Here is a 15,117-nt window from a genome sequence, read left to right on the forward strand (position 1 = left end):
CTACGTACGCGGCCCTGTCGGTTCCGCTGACTAGGGTGATTACTTCGGTGGGCACGGACGGCGGGTCCTGCCCATGAGAGGGGGCAGACGTCATGGGTGACGGTATTCAGTGGCTCGTGGATCAGGACGAGTGGCAGCACGGCGTGGTCTTCGCGCGGGGCATCGACCCGGAGGAACTGGCCGTACGGATGGGTGGCGCGCCGGGATCCGTCATGTCACCGATCACCGAAACAGAGGCCTGGGGCATAGTCCTGGACCTGGCGACGGACGACGATGATGTGGTGCGGGTCGGTGCGTGCGGCGGCTGGTCCTTCGCCGTTGAGTACGGGATGGGCGACGGGAGCCGGAGGCTGGCCGAGATCTCCCGGAACGGAGTGGAGGCCGTGCACCTGGACCCCTCCCCGGACCATCCGCCGGCGATGTTCTCCTACGCCAGGGACGGCGCGGACATCTGCAGTTTCGGAATCGGCGAAGAAGTCTGGCGATGGGGTGAGCAGCCGGACCTTCTGCTGCCTCAGCTGATAGCGGCCGGTGTGGTGGATCCGCGTGGTGAGTACGCACGGCCGGAAGGCGAGTCCTACCGTGACCGCGACCGCCACACGCTGGCTCTCATAGAGAGCCGATTCGGTCTCGCCCTGCCCCGCAACGCAGTAATGGGACGCCTGCCCGCCTTCCTCATCCACTGAGTGACAGCCACCGTTCGAGGCCAGCCGGTGATGTCTGTTGGGTGCCGGTCAGCGGGGCACGATGAAGGGCGGGGTCGGACGGCGCGGCCGTTGGTAGGCGAAGGGCAGGCGGTGGCCTCCTATTGGTGCCTGTCTCTCGACCGCGCCAACGAATGCCCGACGACGGTCTGGACCACAGGCGACCGAACCCTGCATGGGACTGGCTGGAGCTACCGGACAGCCTGATGCTCCAAGTCGACCCGTGCCACCCGGAACTGGCCCACGCCGTTCTCGCCCGGGCCGAACAAAAAACACCCGGCCCGCTGCACGTCGAGGTAACCGGAACCTGAGTCCCGGCCGCCTGGTCAGCGCGCGAGCGCCGACCAGGCGCTCAGCCCCAGCTTGCCGGTGTCGCCCAGGTCCACGGGCGCGCTCAGCCGCAGCGTCAGCCGGGGCGCGCCCGGCTTGGGGACGAGCTCCAGCACCCGCCCCTCGACGGCGGGCACGGACGAGTCGGTGACCAGGTTGCGCCACAGTAGGCCCGTCGTGGCGGCCTGGCCCGGCTGGAGGGTCACCCGCCGCGGCGGCGCGTCCTCGTCGGCGGCGGACGAGGTCACGCCGTTCGTCCCGTGCCCGATGTCCACCTGGAGGGGCCGGTCCTCCCCGTCCAGCAACCGGATCTCCGGGTAGCCCTCCAGCAGGTACGCCGCCGAACCGCAGTTGACCAGCTGGAAGTCGGCCACCCGCAGCCCCATCGCCGCGTTCCCCTCACCCTCGGCCAGCCGCACCCCGCCCTCCGGGCAGGGCTCCGCCCTACCCGTCGGCAGTGATTCCCCGATCGCCTCCATGACCGAGTCGCACCCCACCAGCACCCACGCCAGCGTCAGGGCGCCCGCCACCGCCACCGCACCGATCTGCTTCGTCCGCCCCTGTCCACGCATCCCTCGACCCTATGTCCCAACTCTCCGGGTCTTTGTTGGTGGTTCGGCATCTCGATGTCGCTGGTTGCCGGCCGGTGGAGCCTGGAGGGTGTTTCCACTGGCCAAAGCTGCATGAGTGTTCCGAAAGGCGTCGTTCGTCGAACGAGGGCAGCCGTCCGCGGGTCCCGGCTCATGTCCAGTGGATGCCGACATCGGCGAGTGCGCCAACGCCGTCGCCGTCTCGCCATCGACCGCGAGCGCCGCTACGCCTCGCTGGAAGGCGGCTGACGCCGCCCCGGGCGGCTCGCCCGCTGGGAGGGGTCCGGCAGCGGGGAAGCCGCTGCGCCGGGTTGTCGGTGGCGTCCTGGATCATGTCCGAATGACTCATCGAACGCAGGACACTGGTCCCCTCGGACCCGATACCGGGATTGCCTGGCTCGCGGCGCCCCGCTGGATTCGTTTTGGCGGCTACAACGTGGTGATGGCCCGAGGAGTGACCCCAGGCGAGCTGGTGGAGCGGCTCGCGGCGACGGCCTTCGAGGAGGTGCCCGCCGTTGTCCGCCAGGCCTCTGGCGAGCACACCGCCGAGGAGGTCGCAAACCCTGACCTCTTCGATGACGAAGACGTGCACTTGCGGTACGGCGAGCACGCAGGCCTGTCGTTCGCGGTCATGTACGGCGCCTGGTGGGGCGAGTTCGACGAGCTGGCTCGGGTCTCGGCGGGCGGCGCGCACGTCTTCCAGGTGAAGTTCGAGGAGGACAACGGCAAACCCGTGCCGCCGTTCTTCGAGTACTACCACGACAAGGTTCTTGCCTGTTCGTTCAATCTGCACCTGGACGGGTCATGGGGATACGACGGTATCGACGGGGACCCGACGGTGGCGACGCGGGTGACTGTGGCCATGGAGGAGGCCGGCCTGCCTGTTGCCGGCCGAGAAGGCTACACAGGCGAAGAGGATGACGAGCAGATGCGGCGCACACTGCTGGGAATCCTGGGCCGCTTGTTCGACCTCGCCCTTCCCCGAGGCCGGATCCTTGAGGGGGGCCTCGCCACGGCCACGCTGACGACCTGATGCCGTAGCCCGGTGAGCCCTGGCCCGGCCGGCCCTCCTGCATCGCCGTAGCCGTGCCCGCCACCGAACGGCGGCGCCTGAGCCAAGCAGCTGCCGCGATCAAAGCCCACTCGACTGCGATGGCACTGCCCCTCAGGGTAGCAACCGCTTCGGCAGACAGGCCGTCGTCGCACAGCGCGCCGGCGGCCCGGCCTGATCAAGCAGTGCCCGACGCGGCGTGGCCCGGCCATCCAAACCTGCGGTCCTGCGTCAGCCCCGCGCGGTGGCGAGGCTGACACAAGTGTCTGTGTGCGGGCGCGTCGTATCCGGAGCCCCCGTGATGGCGCTACCGGTTCGCGATTGAGTGCAGAACCTACGGGTAGGACTCCCCCGCTGCCCGGTCAGCGCGGTCGTCGGTCTCGGGCCCTGCGAACAGACCCTCGAGTTCGACTCCTGAAGGACCATACGACCCTGCAGCGCGCTTCACCGCGATGCTCGCGTCGGAAAGCAGCGTGCCACGGGGACCGCCTCCATGGGACCGCCAGGATGAAGCGCAGGCTGCCGGGTCCGCCCGGCGGGCTCTGTCGCAGCGTCAGCAGTCCGCGGGTGAGAACCAGCTCCGGTTCGCTCCGCCTGTGCACGTCCACTGGCGGGCCGGCGCACCATTGGCCGTGCTCCGGTCCGCGATCTCCAGGAACTTCCCGGAGATCTGGTTGTGCAGCGCTGCCGTGTACGGGTCATCGCCGGAAGCCGCCCGATGAGGTCGGTGCTGGAGGTCTTGGACTGTGAGAGCTGTGGCAGGTATGCCACCAGCCGCCGATTGGCCCGTGACCCGGGCTTGGTGCCTTCGGAAGGCTTCATGCCCGGACGTCATACTCAGGGAGTTGCGATGCAGGTAGCCGTGGTCACCTTCGACGGGTTCAACGAGCTTGACAGTTTCATCGCCTCAGCGTTGATCAACCGGTGTCGCAAAGACGGCCTGGAGGCCTTCATCACCACACCTGTGCCCGTGATCACGTCGATGAACGGAGTCGAGGTGACCGGGCAGCGTCCGATGGAGTTCGTCACCGAGGCTGATGTTGTGCTGATCGGCAGCGGGGTGAAGACGCGCGACGTGGTCGCCGATGACCGTCTGCTCGCCATGCTGCGGCTCGAGCCGTCGCGGCAGCTGATCGGTTCTCAGTGCTCCGGCGCGCTGGTACTTGCACGACTCGGGTTGCTGGCTGGGATGCCGGCCAGTACGGATATGACGAGCCGGCCCTATGTCGAGGCCTGCGATGTCACTGTGCTGGACACACCGTTCCATGCGGAGGGGAACATCGCTACGGCAGGCGGCTGCCTGGCATCGCAGTATCTTGCCGCGTGGGTGATCACCCGGACGCTCGGGGAGGATGCCGCGCGCAGCGCTATCGGCTACGCGGCTCCGGTCGGCGAAGTCCATGAGACTGTCGGGCGCGTGATGGGTGCCCTCCACGCAGGCGAGGTCGCACTGAGCTGACACCCGTGTGCAGCCCTTTGGCTCACTGGCAACTACAGCGACGAGAGCGAAGGCGCGTTGAGGCTGTGGGGCTGTGGGGCTGTGGGGCTGTGGGGCTGTCACAGGGTTGCGCGATCATGACCGGCTGCTTGCACCTGGTTGGGCCCGCGCGGCCACCTGGCCGATTTGATCGACGGGCTGGCCGGTCCGTGGTCGACGCTGCGGGACAGTGCGCTGTCCGAACGCCGAGGCCACGACCTCCTGCGTGCGGCAGGCGCCGGCCCAGACCATGATCTCGTGTTTGTCGACCGGGTCATAGTGACGCTGGTCGTGCTGCGGTTCCAACTGCCTCATCAGGCGCTGGCCGAGCTGTACCGGACGAGCCATCTCACGATCGGCCGAGCCGTGCGGGAGATCCGTCGCCTGCTGGCTTCACGCGGGTTCGCAGTCCCGGACCGTTTTGGGGTGCGCCTTCGCACATTGGAGGACGTATTCGCCTTCGCCGAGGCAGAAGGGGTCACGCTGCGGATCGACGGCACCGAAGTTCAGGCCCGCCGCCCGGTCAGAAGACGACGGGAACACGCAGACCGAGAGCAACCGCCGCACGCCTGCAACCCGCGCGAACGGCAGCAAGCTCCGCACGCACATCCGTCGCCGCCCGCCCCGCCGCAGCCGTGGAGGATCTGGCGGCCGCCGTGTGCAGCTCGGCGCACGCGGTGAAACCGTCGCCGGGGAGCACCGTGATCTCGGCGGCGCCCGCGACCGCGCCAACCAGCTGAGCCACTTCGGCCGGCCCGGACACCGACCGGTGAACGTGGACGCCGAGCATCCCGGGAACCCACCCTGCGAGGGCGCCCCGGATGTCCTCGCACAACCCGCCGAGACCCGCGTGCGGGCCGTCGGGCGCGATACCGGCGCTCGTCTCCCCATCGTCACCGCCCCCACTGACACCCCGCTTAGATGCCGCCCCTTGCACGCAGCAGTGCGGGCCGTCGCCCGAGGGGGCGACGGCCCGTGCGGTCATGTCACGCAGGACCCCGACATCGTGCGGGGCCTGCGGTCACGGTGCTAGCGGCGGCGGCCCCAGGTTTCGGTGTCGATGGTGCGGCCGCGGTCGTCGCGCAGGGTGGCGGTGTCGGAGCGGTTGTCCCAGACGTAGTCGCGGCGGTCCTGGAAGAGGTCGGTGCGGGTATCGCGGCCGTTACCGGTGTGGATACGGATGGTGTTACGGCCGCCGATGCGGATGTTGTCGAAGCGGTAGCGGTTGCCGTCGCTGTCGCGCAGCGTCCAGCCGCGGAGGCTGATCGGGTTGCGGGTGGTGTTCGTGATCTCCACCCACTCGCTGTTCAGGGAGCGGTTCGAGCGGTCCTCGCGTCCGGGGCTGTCGGCCTGGACGCGGCTGATCTCCACCCGCGGCCGCTGGTGGTGACGGTCCCCGTCGTGTGCGGCTGCCGGCAGTGCGGCAGCACCGACGACGGCGCCGGCCGCCAGGACGGTGGCGGCGATACGGCGTACGGAGGAAGAAGCAGAAGACATAGGTGGCGCTCCCTCAAGAACAGTGCCCCACCAGCCGAAACAGGGTGGCAGAGGCACTTGTCGAGATCGGCCCGGATGAGCCGAGGGCCACACTCTCGACCCGACACGACCCCCACGGCAGCCCCCGCCGACGCCGGTTACCAGACACGGACATATCCGTCACAGTCGCCTGCCGGATGCACACATTCCGACGGAGCGTGCCCCTGACATTCACTGACCGCTACACCCACCCGCCCGGCGAACCGGACGTCAGGGGCGGCACGCTCCGGCGCACCACCAGGCGCACTCCTTCATCGCCTCACCCAGCCGGACCAGTCGATCAAGTAACAGCCGTTCTGCAGAATTCTTCGCACTCAAGTCCGCAATTCACACACGCTTCTCGCCCTGCAGCAGGCCTAGCACCGCTCGCCCGGAGCCGCGTAGGCCCGGTGCCTGGTGGGTGCTTTCATCTGTCCTGTGCGGTCAGGAGGAGCAGCAGGGCCTTGGACGCCGGACTCGACTCCTCGGTCGTCCGCCCGATCACCCCCGGGAACTGCTGCCCCGGCCGATACTCACTCCACGACGACTGCGTCATCTGTCTCCGTCCCACCACCGGTGCGGGCACCGGTGCTGTGTGTGCGGCTGTGCGGCCTGCCACGACCACAGAGCCCTGCCGGCGACGCGCAATCCGTACTGGACGGCCGGGCAGGAGGCCCCGGCCGGGTCCACGGTCCTGGGCGACTCCACGCTAGGACGCCACCATCACCACGGCGAGCGGGGTGCGACGGCTGGCCCTCCATGCGAGAAGGCGCTACGGGGGGAGGCGACGGTGTCCCCCGCCGCAGCCGGCCGCGATGTCGCACAGCCGGTCCTGCTCGTCCTGGTGGTGGAGAGGTTAGACAGGTCAACAGGCTCCTTCCCAGCACCCGGTCGCTGCCACGCGTTTGCAGCTGAGCTGCGGGCCTCTATGAGGCAGCGGGCTCGTAGACGACAGTCGTAGTGGGGCAGTCCTCGGCGAGTCCGAGCAGTGCCTGGCGCTCAGCCTCCGCACTCCTGACGCAGTCGCGTCAGGATCCGCCTCTCGGCTGGGGTGGTGGTGCCGGTGTCACAGCTGCGGAACGTACGGGGCGAGGCCGACGATGAGGATGGACCGTTCGCCCGGCCCCGGCTCGGAGCCCGCGCGGACCGGGCCGACGTAGTGGCTGACTCTGTGGTCGTGGACGGCGTAGCCATCCAGTGGGTCGGTGAGGGTGAAGTCGGCGTGGATGTCCGCCCACGGGTCCTCGGGCTGGAGGCCTGCGCTGCCTGGTGTGGCGATGACGTTCTGCCCGCCGGTGACGTTGGTACGGCTGATCAGGTGGGCGAAAGTGAACGTGCTGGCCGAGCCACCGTCCTGGTGCAAGCAGTTCGGGTTGGAAACGGCCTCCTGGCCGGGACGGTCGACACCGAGCCTGATCAGGTGGACACCGGCCCACAGCGGCCGTCTCCCCAGATTCTTCAGCGACAGGACCTGCTCGATGTCCCAGCGCAGGAGTCGCAACAGCAGAGTATTGCCGCGCAGCGCCTCGGGAATGTCGGGGAGCACGCGCCGCGTCCGCGGATACTCAGGGTCGTCCTCGCCCTGAGAGAAGTCGGTGACCGTACCGTGTACGGGGTCGGGGGTTCCGGGAATCCAGGACAGCTCGTCCGTCCACGGCAGGTACACGGCATGGGAGTACCGGCGGAACCGATTCGTCCCGGGCGCGTACGGGTCGGGCGGCAGAGCCTCGAAGACCTCCCGGATCCTGGCCAAGTCCCTCGCGGCGGAGCCGGCCGGGAGGATACCGAGTTGCTCAGCGCCGTAGCGGACGAACCCGCGCTCGCGCAGACCATCCGTGCACTCGCCCGCACCCGCCGCATCAGGGTGCGATCGCCGCTGGGGTTCGGCCTTTCCCACGTGTTCCTCCAAGTATCAGAGCAAGTGCTCGGGCGGGAACACTGCGCTGGACGAATCGGTGACGGTGCGCGGTTCTCACGTGAACGGGCTCGATCCGCGCGTTTGCGTGTTCCTGCGGGGAAGTCGCTGTCAGGCGGTCCAGCCCTCGCTGTGGCGATGACGGCCCAGGCCTGCGGCTGAGAACTCGTCCTCTGTAGCGGTTGTCTGCACGCCCAGCTGTCGCAAGGCCTGGGAAATCGGGCTGCCCGCAGGGGGCATCGGCTGGCTCTCCTGCACGTGAAGCGGTCCCAGCTTGATGGCTCCGCCAGCCCAGACCGCAGCGTGCTGCTCGCCCGTGCCACCGAAGTATTCGGCTTCGACGTAGGCCATCGACCCGGCGGTCGACCACTTGGCGAGGAGCCTGTCGAATCCTCCCGGGAGCCGCCGGAACCCCAAATGATCCACATCGGTTCCGTCCGCGAGGGCATCAAACAGCTTGCCGGTCATAGGGGCTAGCGACAGGCCTTGTCTGAGGGGCGCCACCCGAGCCGCAGGCAGGTCCCGGAAGGCATCACGTAGCAGCTCATTTCCGGCGATCACCGCTTGTAGCACATATGCCATCCCGACACTCCCTTGACCGATCGGAGACCCATCTTGTCTCACGAGTCGAAACCGAAGCCATGTGGCCCGTGGCCAAGGCTCCGACCTTTCGGCGAGTTCCGGGCGGAGGCCCTTTCGGATCCCGTGAGCAGGCTGGTTTCGGAGTTCGATCGGCGCACCTGTCCCGAGGATCTGACTGCCCGGCGGCAGTAGCGGAAGCAGGGCTTGAGCCCTTGGCAGGCGCGCCCCGGTCGCGGTCCGGCGCTGCAAGTACTGCGCCGACCCGGCCCGACCAGTCGTGCAACCAACCCACCCGAGGCGGCTCTACCGGGTGGACCCCGCCCGACCGAAGCGGACGCCGACTTCGGCACAGGAATGGGCGCTCGATCGGGCAATGGCGGCTCGCTCCACCTGCCCGAAGTGTCAGCGGCGGTACTACTCCTGCCTCCAGGCTGGTCTGTCGGGACCCGGCTCTCTTCGAAGGGGGGAGCATTCACCCTGTAGATCTTCACGGCAGGCTTCCAGGAACCGATCGCCAGCCGTCCCGAGGTCCGATGTGATCGTCCTGATCTGCTCGGGGAGGTCGAGCTGATCGGACGGGGGTACGTCGTCGGGGCCGAGGGCATGCAGAAAGTCGCTTCCTCCGCTACGGGCGATCCGCCACATGTGCAGACCAGCTGTCCGTGCCTGGTCAGCGCCAAAGAGTGCGACCTGGTTATAGGCCTTCCGGAGCTCGGTGCGAAGTTCGTGCCAGCGAGCCTCCGCATCAGCACGTCGAGCAGCACCGGCCGGGCCGATGAGCAGTGGCATCTCAGAACGTATGAACTGCAGCACCTCCTCTCCTGCAAGCGAGAGCCCGGCATAAGCCTTCGTACGCTCCTCCCGCAGCCACGTCGAATGGTCCGCATCCCATCGCATCGACTCAAGTTCGCGCGTGTCCCGCGCCCTGCGGCGCTCGAGGTAGGCGTTGGCCAGAAGCGTCAGGACTACGCCGCTCAGAGTGGCTCCAACAGTGATCAACTGCGTGGCGGTTCCGAACTCCATGTGCCTCTCCGTATCGACGTTTACGGTAGTCCGCGCTCTGCTGCGTCCACGGCTCAGCACACCACAACAGCAGAGCTCCGCACTGGACTTGCCCCATCATCCGCACACCGGCCACCGGCCACCGGCCACCGGCCGCTCCGTCTCTCACAAGCCGATTCACTGATGTTCATTTCTGAGAACGGGGAAGGGCCCCGACCGATGGCAGGGGCCCTTCGCCGTTCTCGATGTTGCGGTCAGTGGCTGGTCAGTTCACCGGTGAGCTTGCCGTGGAGATCGGCGCTGGGGTCGTTCAGGCCGGTGATTTCCACGGTCTTGCCGCGCTGGGCGTACTTGGTCTCGATGGCGTCCAGGGCGGCGACGGAGGAGGCGTCCCAGATGTGGGCTTGGGACAGGTCGATGACGACCTTGTCGGGGTCGCCGGCGTAGTTGAACTGGCCGACGAGGTCGTTGGAGGAGGCGAAGAACATCTCGCCGGCCACGGTGTACCGGACGCTGCTGCCGTCGGGGGTGGTGGTGGCGGTGACTTCCGCGAGGTGGGCGACGCGCTTGGCAAAGATGACCATCGCGGTGACGGAGCCGACGACGACGCCGATGGCGAGGTTGTGGGTGACGACCACGCAGACGACGGTGATGACCATGACCGTGATTTCCCCGGCCGGCATGCGCTTTAGGGTCTTGGGGGCGATGGAGTGCCAGTCGAACGTCGCGAAGCACACCATGACCATGACGGCGACGAGTGCGGCCATGGGGATGTCGGAGACGACCGGGCCGAAGACGATGCACAGCACCATCAGGAACGCGCCCGCCAGGAACGTGGAGAGGCGGGTGCGGGCGCCGGAGACCTTCACGTTGATCATGGTCTGGCCGATCATGGCGCAGCCGCCCATGCCGCCGAAGAAGCCGGTGACGATGTTGGCGATGCCCTGGCCGACGGACTCGCGGGTCTTGGAGGAGTGGGTGTCGGTGATCTCGTCGACGAGCTTGGCCGTCATCAGCGACTCCATCAGGCCGACCAGCGCCATCGCGAACGCGTAGGGGGCGATGGTGGTCAGGGTGTCCATCGTGAACGGCACGTCCGGCAGGCCTGGGACCGGGAGGGAGGAGGGCAGGGAGCCCTTGGCGCCGACGGTCGGTACCGCGATCCCGGCCGCGACGGTGATCACGGTGAGGATGGCGATGGAGACCAGCGGGGCCGGGATCAAGGTGATGACCTTGGGGAAGAACACCATCAGCGCGAGGCCGGCCGCGATCAGCGGATAGACCGGCCACGGGACGTTCGTCATCTCGGGGACCTGGGTCATGAAGATCAGGATGGCGAGGGAGTTGACGAAACCGACCATCACCGAGCGGGGGACGAACCGCATCAGCTTCGCCACCCCGAGCGCGCCGAGCGCGATCTGGAAGACGCCGGCCAGGATGACCGCGGCGACCAGGTAGCCGAAGCCGTGCTCGCGGTTCAGCGGCGCGATCACCAGTGCGACCGCGCCGGTGGCCGCGGAGATCATGGCTCGTCGGCCGCCGACGATCGAGATGACCACGGCCATCGTGAACGAGGCGAACAGGCCGACCGCCGGGTCGACACCGGCGATGATCGAGAACGAGATCGCCTCCGGTATCAGCGCGAGCGCGACCACCAAGCCGGCCAGCACTTCGGTGCGCCAGACCTTCGGGTCGCCCAGCCAGTCCGGGCGCAGGCCACGCCACCGCATGGCAGGAGTCACTACGGGTGAAGACACGGAGACGAGTACCTGTCGTGCTCGGGCACACCCCGCTGGCAGTCGGGGCGTGCGGGAGAACGCGGAGGAGCCAGGCCGGCGCCCCGCGGACGGCCCGTGAACGGCGGGCCGGAAGTCGAGGAGACGACGGAGCCGGGGCGCGCGAAGGCGCGGCCGAGCGGCTCACGTCGAAAGGTCACGGGGGGCAGGCGGAGGCGCTGGGCGTCATGGGCTCGCGCACGCTCTCTCCTGCGAGAATCGGATCTTCGCCGGGGGCGCCCTCGGCCCCGGAACGGCAGACGGGGGCAGACACGCTGCCTCCAGTAACGGCAACTCTACCCTAACGTTAGGGTAGAGATCGGTGGGGGCGCACGAGACGCGGCCCTCCACGACGAGAAGGGCCAGGACTGCGGGCGTGGACGACAAGCACATGCAGATCGGCGAAGTCGCCGCGCGGACGGAGCTGTCTCTGCGCACCATCCGCCACTATGAGGAGACCGGCCTGGTCGCTCCTTCGGCCCGCTCGCAGGGCGGCTTCCGCCTCTACACCGAGACCGACGTCGCCCGCCTCATGGTCATCCGTCGTATGAAGCCGCTCGGCTTCACCCTCGACCAGATGCGCGACCTCCTGGACGCCACCGACCGCCTCGATGACGAGCCCGGCCCCGATGCCGGCGAGCGCGAGGCCCTGCTGGGCCGCGTGCGCGAGTACGAGCAGGCCGCCACCGAGCAGGTCGACAAACTCCGCATCCAGCTGGCCCGCGCCGAGGACTTCGCCGAAACGCTCCGTACGCGCCTGCACCAGGCCGCACCGGCCGGGTCCTGACCCGCGGTGACCCGGTGCCCCCATCGAAGCCCACTTCGGACCCCTGCGGCAGTTCACTCTCGCCCACTCCCACCACCCCACCACACCGTCCAGACCGGGGCCTGCACGCCTACCTGCGCTGGCGCAACAAGAATGCCCGCCACCCCGACATCCTGGCCGCGGACCGACGCGAACGTGCCCGCATCCGCAGCGAGAAAGCCATCCGCGGGGCTGCAGGCTGCAGACCGCTACCAACAGCGGCCTGAGCAGGACGGAAGAAGCGCCGACTTCACCTGCGGGCAGTACCGAAATCGGGCTGCGACAGACTGACGTGGTGATCGACAACGCGTGATCGTTTCCGGTCTGCCGGCCAGCGGCAAGAGCACCTGGCCCGCGGACTTGCCGCGGAACTCGGCCTGCCGGTCATCGACAAAAACGTGATCCTGGAATTGCTCTACGACTCCCTCGGCATCGGCGATCAGGCATGGCGCTACCGACTGAGCCGGGCCGGCGACGACACCCTGTTCGCGCTCGCTGCCGACGCCGGGCGTGCCGTTCTCGTCACCTGGTGGCACCGTGACACCGTCCCTGCCCGGCTTCGCCAACTCGATGCCCATCTGGTCGAGGTGCCTCGCCGCCCACCCCGGCGCCATGGAGTTAGCCGTCGAGGATCCCAGCCCGAGGCTGCCCCGGCACGGACCCCCGACCTCGTCGACGGGACGGGTGGATTCGGCTGGCACATGGTCAACGATCTCGCCCACCACGTCGTCGTCACGCCCGGGCCCGAAGGCGGCAAGACCGTCCGCGCCCTTCTCCCCCGGTAGCGCGCCGGCCCGTGCCGGCGGGCCTGGCGAGCCCGGGTAAGCCTGTTGCGGTGGCCCTGTTTGCGAGGACTTTCAGCGGCCATACGCGGTCTCGTAAGGTATTTCCACCCAAGAGGGAGTGATCAGCTGTGTCTGGTGAGCAGAAGACCGAGGCGAAGACCGAGCAGGCCAAGGGCAAGCTCAAGGAGACCGCTGGCCGCCTGACGGGCAACGAGCGGCTGACCGCCGAGGGCCGTGCGGAGCAGACCAAGGGCGATGCCCGCGAGGCCAAGGAGAAGGTCAAGGACGTCTTCAAGGCCTGATCGACGTACGTCCGCGCACTCCGGCCCGGTTTCAGGCGGCAGCAGGCTCAGGCCGGCGCAGTTCTGCCTGCCCGAAGAGGAGGGCGTAGCCGCCGGGGAGCTGGTGCAGGATCCGTGCGAGGAGGTCGGGTCCGGCGAGGCGGGCGACGACGGCGAGTACGGCGCCGGTGTCCCAGCGGGCGACGGCCGGGGTGGCGCCGGTGCGTACGGCGAGGTCCTTGACGAAGCCCCAGCCGGTGAGGTGTTCGGTGTCGGGGATCTGGGCGGTCAGGGTGAGGGCGGCTTCGACGGGCAGGGCTTGGGCGAGGTCGACGCGTTCGTCTCCGACGAGCTGCCGGCCGAGGGCGGCGAGGACGGTGCGGACGGCGTCCTCGGCGCGTTCGCGGGTGGGGTAGGCGCCTTCGTAGCGCACGCGTTCCAGCATCTGGTCGAACGTCATAGCGGTCTGGGCCGGGTTCGCTCGAGGCTGGTCGTACATGATCGCGGTTGCCTTTCTCTTCGCTGGCGGCGGTCAGGTGGGCTGGGGGTGGCCGAAGAGGAGGTCGTAGCCGGGCGGGAGCTGGAGCAGTGCTTCGCGGATGAGGACATCTCCGGCAGCTGCAGCCACCGTGGACAGGACCGCGCCGATGTCCCACAGGGCCGTCTTCTCGGTGGCGCCTTCGATCCAGGCCGCGGTCGCGCGGACGAAGCGTTCGGGGGCGAGCGGCTCTGCGGCCTGCAGGGGGTTGAGGAGGATCAGGGCGTAGGTCTCGGGGAGGCGTGCGGCGAGCTCGGCCCGCACGGTGCCGACCAGGTGCGCGCCCAGCAGGGCGAGGACGACGCGGGCCACGCGTTCGGCTTCCTCCCGAGTCCGGTACTCGCCGCGTTCCTGGACGTGCTCCAGGAACGCCTCCCGGCGCATCGGCATCTCACGTCACCTCCATGGGAGGGGTGAAAGGGGGGCGGGGGGGTGCGGAGGACGGGTGCCGGAGGGGGATCGGGTTCCCGTCCTCCGCCGCTGGCGAGCGGTCAGCCGGAGATCTGCTTGCGGCCGGACTCGCCGCCGATGGCGATCTTGCGCGGCTTGGCGCGCTCGGCGATCGGGATCCGCAAGGTCAGGACGCCCGCGTCGTAGTCGGCCTCGATGTGCTCGGTGTCGAGGGTGTCGGCCAGCATGATCTGCCGGGAGAAGACACCGAGGGGCCGCTCGGAGAGCTCCATCTGCACGCCGTCGGACTTCCCCGCAGGCCTGCGCTCGGCCTTCACCGTCAGCATGTTCCGCTCGACGTCGATGTCGATCGCCTCGGTGCTCACTCCGGGGAGGTCGAAGGCGATCACGTACACGTCGCCCTGGCGGTAGGCGTCCATCGGCATCACGGACGGCTTCGACCATGTGCCCGACGTGCCGGACAGCTGCTGGACGATGCGGTCCATCTCGCGGAACGGGTCGGTGCGCATCAACATCGCGAAACACCTCCAGTTGGTTCAGGCAGGAACTGCCAATGCGCTTCAAGTGCCACCGTTGTAACATGTCATCGAAGCGATGACAAGTAATGCGTCACCGGAAGGATGACGACACTGCATGGCATCGAAACGACGACGTTCTGGAGATGGGTCATGAGCGAACCCTCGCCACCCGGGCCGGTCCGCTTCACGGCTGCTGCCGCTGCCCTGGAGATCATCAGCAAGGCCGTGGCAGACACCCGGCAACCCACCGCGGGCACCCCGGAGGACCAGGCGGCATCCGTACCGGCCGCGGGACCTCACCCCGCCCTGGCCGCCCTGCTGATGCTGCGCGAGATCCGGGAGCAGCTCGCCGGCTGGGAAAGCGTGCTGATCGAGACCGCCCGCGACCAAGGTGCCAGTTGGGCCGATCTCGCCGGGCCGCTCGGGGTCGCCAGCCGGCAGGCCGCCGAACGCCGCTACCTCCGGCTGCGCCCCGGCGCGGCAGGCAGCACGGGCGAACAGCGCGTCCAGGCCACCCGCGACTCGCGGGCCGCCGAGCGCACCGTCACCGCCTGGGCCCGCGACAACGCGGCCGACCTGCGGCGCCTCGCAGGACAGGTCACCTCACTCACGGGCCTTCCCACCGGCGCCGAGGGCGCCGTCGGCGAGCTCAATCTGGCGCTCGCAGACGACGACGCCGCTCGCCTGGTCGGCCCCCTGGCCGGCACCCGGCCCCACCTGGGGCCCGACGACACCGACCTCGCCGACCGCATCGAGGCCATGACCCGCCACACCGACCAGCTCCGCCAGGACAGTACCGACCAGCGCAACGCCTGAGCGCTCGTCGACCAACCGGCCG

The 15,117-nt window shown here is 68.8% G+C and carries 18 protein-coding genes and 1 pseudogene; 9 read left to right on the forward strand and 10 right to left on the reverse strand.

Annotation, left to right across the window (positions count from 1 at the left end; all coding sequences use genetic code 11):
* Positions 1-92: 92 nt before the first annotated feature.
* Positions 93-686, forward strand: a complete 594-nt coding sequence (locus tag OG753_RS01660; RefSeq protein WP_327260277.1) for a DUF6461 domain-containing protein — start codon at positions 93-95, stop codon at positions 684-686.
* Positions 687-1,030: 344 nt separating this feature from the next.
* Here OG753_RS01660 and OG753_RS01665 read toward each other — a convergent pair whose 3' ends face one another.
* On the reverse strand, positions 1,031-1,606 hold the full coding sequence (locus OG753_RS01665) for a DUF4232 domain-containing protein (RefSeq protein ID WP_327260278.1): 576 nt from the start codon (positions 1,604-1,606) through the stop codon (positions 1,031-1,033).
* A 358-nt stretch (positions 1,607-1,964) separates the two neighbouring features.
* Here OG753_RS01665 and OG753_RS01670 point away from each other — a divergent pair, with 358 nt between their 5' ends.
* Positions 1,965-2,657, forward strand: a complete 693-nt coding sequence (locus OG753_RS01670; RefSeq protein WP_405786792.1) for a hypothetical protein — start codon at positions 1,965-1,967, stop codon at positions 2,655-2,657.
* Positions 2,658-3,228: 571 nt separating this feature from the next.
* Here OG753_RS01670 and OG753_RS01675 read toward each other — a convergent pair.
* The gene (locus OG753_RS01675; RefSeq protein ID WP_405786793.1) at positions 3,229-3,510 is read right to left on the reverse strand and encodes an RICIN domain-containing protein; all 282 of its coding nucleotides are present in this window, start codon (positions 3,508-3,510) and stop codon (positions 3,229-3,231) included.
* Positions 3,511-3,525: 15 nt separating this feature from the next.
* Here OG753_RS01675 and OG753_RS01680 point away from each other — a divergent pair, with 15 nt between their 5' ends.
* Both OG753_RS01680 and OG753_RS01685 read left to right on the forward strand, forming a co-directional pair.
* Positions 3,526-4,134, forward strand: coding sequence for a DJ-1/PfpI family protein (locus tag OG753_RS01680; RefSeq protein WP_405786794.1), 609 nt, complete (start codon positions 3,526-3,528; stop codon positions 4,132-4,134).
* Between the two features lie 165 nt (positions 4,135-4,299).
* Positions 4,300-4,833 carry a hypothetical protein gene (locus OG753_RS01685; protein WP_405786795.1) on the forward strand — a complete coding sequence of 178 codons (534 nt, stop codon included), beginning with the start codon at positions 4,300-4,302 and terminating at the stop codon, positions 4,831-4,833.
* Positions 4,834-5,181: 348 nt separating this feature from the next.
* Here OG753_RS01685 and OG753_RS01690 read toward each other — a convergent pair whose 3' ends face one another.
* From OG753_RS01690 to OG753_RS01710, 5 genes are all read right to left on the reverse strand, one after another.
* Positions 5,182-5,649: a lamin tail domain-containing protein gene (locus tag OG753_RS01690; protein ID WP_405786796.1), complete on the reverse strand. Its 468-nt coding sequence runs from the start codon at positions 5,647-5,649 to the stop codon at positions 5,182-5,184.
* Between the two features lie 1,084 nt (positions 5,650-6,733).
* Positions 6,734-7,564: a 2OG-Fe dioxygenase family protein gene (locus tag OG753_RS01695; RefSeq protein WP_405786797.1), complete on the reverse strand. Its 831-nt coding sequence runs from the start codon at positions 7,562-7,564 to the stop codon at positions 6,734-6,736.
* Between the two features lie 129 nt (positions 7,565-7,693).
* A complete protein-coding gene (locus OG753_RS01700) occupies positions 7,694-8,050 on the reverse strand; it encodes a hypothetical protein (protein WP_405786798.1) in 357 nt (118 codons plus the stop codon).
* 528 nt (positions 8,051-8,578) lie between these two features.
* On the reverse strand, positions 8,579-9,187 hold the full coding sequence (locus OG753_RS01705) for a hypothetical protein (protein ID WP_405786799.1): 609 nt from the start codon (positions 9,185-9,187) through the stop codon (positions 8,579-8,581).
* A 233-nt stretch (positions 9,188-9,420) separates the two neighbouring features.
* Positions 9,421-10,896, reverse strand: a complete 1,476-nt coding sequence (locus OG753_RS01710) for a SulP family inorganic anion transporter (RefSeq protein WP_405786800.1) — start codon at positions 10,894-10,896, stop codon at positions 9,421-9,423.
* A gap of 421 nt (positions 10,897-11,317) precedes the next feature.
* On the opposite strand from OG753_RS01710, the gene OG753_RS01715 reads away from it, so the two are divergent.
* From OG753_RS01715 to OG753_RS01730, 4 genes and pseudogenes are all read left to right on the forward strand, one after another.
* Entirely contained in the window at positions 11,318-11,728 is a 411-nt protein-coding gene (locus OG753_RS01715) for a MerR family transcriptional regulator (protein ID WP_405786801.1), read from the forward strand.
* Positions 11,729-11,747: 19 nt separating this feature from the next.
* Positions 11,748-11,973, forward strand: a pseudogene (locus tag OG753_RS01720) (IS630 family transposase); the annotation flags it as partial.
* Between the two features lie 171 nt (positions 11,974-12,144).
* Complete coding sequence (locus OG753_RS01725; RefSeq protein ID WP_405786803.1) at positions 12,145-12,531, forward strand: hypothetical protein; 387 nt, start codon at positions 12,145-12,147, stop codon at positions 12,529-12,531.
* A gap of 128 nt (positions 12,532-12,659) precedes the next feature.
* The gene (locus OG753_RS01730) at positions 12,660-12,833 is read left to right on the forward strand and encodes a CsbD family protein (protein WP_327260287.1); all 174 of its coding nucleotides are present in this window, start codon (positions 12,660-12,662) and stop codon (positions 12,831-12,833) included.
* A gap of 31 nt (positions 12,834-12,864) precedes the next feature.
* Here OG753_RS01730 and OG753_RS01735 read toward each other — a convergent pair whose 3' ends face one another.
* From OG753_RS01735 to OG753_RS01745, 3 genes are all read right to left on the reverse strand, one after another.
* A complete protein-coding gene (locus tag OG753_RS01735) occupies positions 12,865-13,311 on the reverse strand; it encodes a DUF2267 domain-containing protein (RefSeq protein WP_327260288.1) in 447 nt (148 codons plus the stop codon).
* Between the two features lie 33 nt (positions 13,312-13,344).
* The gene (locus OG753_RS01740; RefSeq protein ID WP_327260289.1) at positions 13,345-13,740 is read right to left on the reverse strand and encodes a DUF2267 domain-containing protein; all 396 of its coding nucleotides are present in this window, start codon (positions 13,738-13,740) and stop codon (positions 13,345-13,347) included.
* Positions 13,741-13,841: 101 nt separating this feature from the next.
* The gene (locus OG753_RS01745; protein WP_327260290.1) at positions 13,842-14,276 is read right to left on the reverse strand and encodes an Hsp20/alpha crystallin family protein; all 435 of its coding nucleotides are present in this window, start codon (positions 14,274-14,276) and stop codon (positions 13,842-13,844) included.
* A gap of 153 nt (positions 14,277-14,429) precedes the next feature.
* Between OG753_RS01745 and OG753_RS01750 the strand changes: the two genes are divergently transcribed.
* A complete protein-coding gene (locus OG753_RS01750) occupies positions 14,430-15,095 on the forward strand; it encodes an HSP18 transcriptional regulator (protein WP_327260291.1) in 666 nt (221 codons plus the stop codon).
* Positions 15,096-15,117: the final 22 nt, after the last annotated feature.

This window comes from Streptomyces sp. NBC_00029, assembly GCF_045160505.1.
Classification (GTDB): Bacteria; Actinomycetota; Actinomycetes; order Streptomycetales; family Streptomycetaceae; genus Streptomyces.

Bases quoted from the DNA above. Each gene is read 5' to 3' on its own strand.
- OG753_RS01660 (WP_327260277.1), top strand. From the start codon at position 93: ATGGGTGACGGTATTCAGTGGCTCGTGGATCAGGACGAGTGGCAGCAC.
- OG753_RS01665 (WP_327260278.1), bottom strand. From the start codon at position 1,606: ATGCGTGGACAGGGGCGGACGAAGCAGATCGGTGCGGTGGCGGTGGCG.
- OG753_RS01670 (WP_405786792.1), top strand. From the start codon at position 1,965: ATGACTCATCGAACGCAGGACACTGGTCCCCTCGGACCCGATACCGGG.
- OG753_RS01675 (WP_405786793.1), bottom strand. From the start codon at position 3,510: ATGACGTCCGGGCATGAAGCCTTCCGAAGGCACCAAGCCCGGGTCACG.
- OG753_RS01680 (WP_405786794.1), top strand. From the start codon at position 3,526: ATGCAGGTAGCCGTGGTCACCTTCGACGGGTTCAACGAGCTTGACAGT.
- OG753_RS01690 (WP_405786796.1), bottom strand. From the start codon at position 5,649: ATGTCTTCTGCTTCTTCCTCCGTACGCCGTATCGCCGCCACCGTCCTG.
- OG753_RS01700 (WP_405786798.1), bottom strand. From the start codon at position 8,050: ATGACCGGCAAGCTGTTTGATGCCCTCGCGGACGGAACCGATGTGGAT.
- OG753_RS01705 (WP_405786799.1), bottom strand. From the start codon at position 9,187: ATGGAGTTCGGAACCGCCACGCAGTTGATCACTGTTGGAGCCACTCTG.
- OG753_RS01710 (WP_405786800.1), bottom strand. From the start codon at position 10,896: ATGCGGTGGCGTGGCCTGCGCCCGGACTGGCTGGGCGACCCGAAGGTC.
- OG753_RS01735 (WP_327260288.1), bottom strand. From the start codon at position 13,311: ATGTACGACCAGCCTCGAGCGAACCCGGCCCAGACCGCTATGACGTTC.
- OG753_RS01740 (WP_327260289.1), bottom strand. From the start codon at position 13,740: ATGCCGATGCGCCGGGAGGCGTTCCTGGAGCACGTCCAGGAACGCGGC.
- OG753_RS01745 (WP_327260290.1), bottom strand. From the start codon at position 14,276: ATGTTGATGCGCACCGACCCGTTCCGCGAGATGGACCGCATCGTCCAG.
- OG753_RS01750 (WP_327260291.1), top strand. From the start codon at position 14,430: ATGAGCGAACCCTCGCCACCCGGGCCGGTCCGCTTCACGGCTGCTGCC.